Annotated in this window: 1 protein-coding gene; it reads right to left on the reverse strand. The window is 52.3% G+C overall.

Features of this window, described 5'->3' with window-relative positions:
• On the reverse strand, nucleotides 1–991 hold a 991-nt coding region (locus tag V6D20_14140), incomplete at its 3' end, for a competence protein CoiA family protein (protein ID HEY9816920.1).
• Between the last annotated feature and the right edge of the window lie 21 nt (nucleotides 992–1,012).

The following is a 1,012-nucleotide window of genomic DNA, read 5'->3' on the forward strand; positions in this document are numbered from 1 at the left end:
GTGCAGAACCTGACTGGTATTGCTGAAGAACTACCCGAGCATCCAAGTATTGGCCCAAGCGAAGCTCCGTATTATCAGCAGGAAAATCACATTGATCGGCCAGCGCTTTAGCCGGAATGGAGCACTCAGCGTCCGCCAATCGCTCAAGCTCCTGCTGAAGCCTCGTTCTCGCCCAAGATGGGAACATCCAATTCTTGTGTTTGGCGACATAGCGCCCGCTGTTTTGCCGAGCTAATCGTTTGAGTAGGTCAACAATCACAGGACTATAGGCAACAGATTTCAAGACCACCGAGCCATACTCAAGCACCCGGAGATCCACCCATAACCCCTGAATCGTAAACCTCATCCTCTCGGGAGACTCAGGGCTCAGATCTTGCGCAATGGGGATCTCGGTTACCGGTAAAGTGGATTCGCTAGCAGACATGGTCTGGGGCACCAACGGATAGAGCCACTGCTTTAAAGGGACGTCATGCAGGATTGTTCTTTTAAGTTCGAGCAGCCCCTCAGCCGTGGGCGTTACGACCAAACCACTCAAATCGATCTCGACGGCACGAATCCCCAAGCGCTCAATCCGCGCTTGTTTCTCATCATGGACAAATGAAGTACAGGCGAACTCAATCAGCAGCGGGCCATCGCTCAGCTCTGCGAGCATGTCGGGTCTAAAGTCGCCCATCCACAGCTCTTCTTTGACCGATTCAAAATCCCACCAGGAACTCTGATCTTCAGAATCAGGGAGATGCCCTGGTTGTGGGGGCAGCTGCAATCCCAAATTTTCTTTCACGACCTGCTTGGCATATCGATGCAGAAAGCTTTCGGGCATTACTTCGCAGGGAACCTTCTGCGATGCATGAGAGAAATGGTGCATTCGTTGCTGCCCTTTGCGTGCGATTACAGATTCGTCGCACTCAATACATCGGCATCCGCATCCCAGGCCACGTTCTACTTCGCTTATTGAAACGACTCGGCCATTGGCGTCCACTGCAATCGTCATAGTCATTAGGCTTTCCTCTGG

This window comes from Candidatus Obscuribacterales bacterium, assembly GCA_036703605.1.
Classification (GTDB): Bacteria; Cyanobacteriota; Cyanobacteriia; order RECH01; family RECH01; genus RECH01.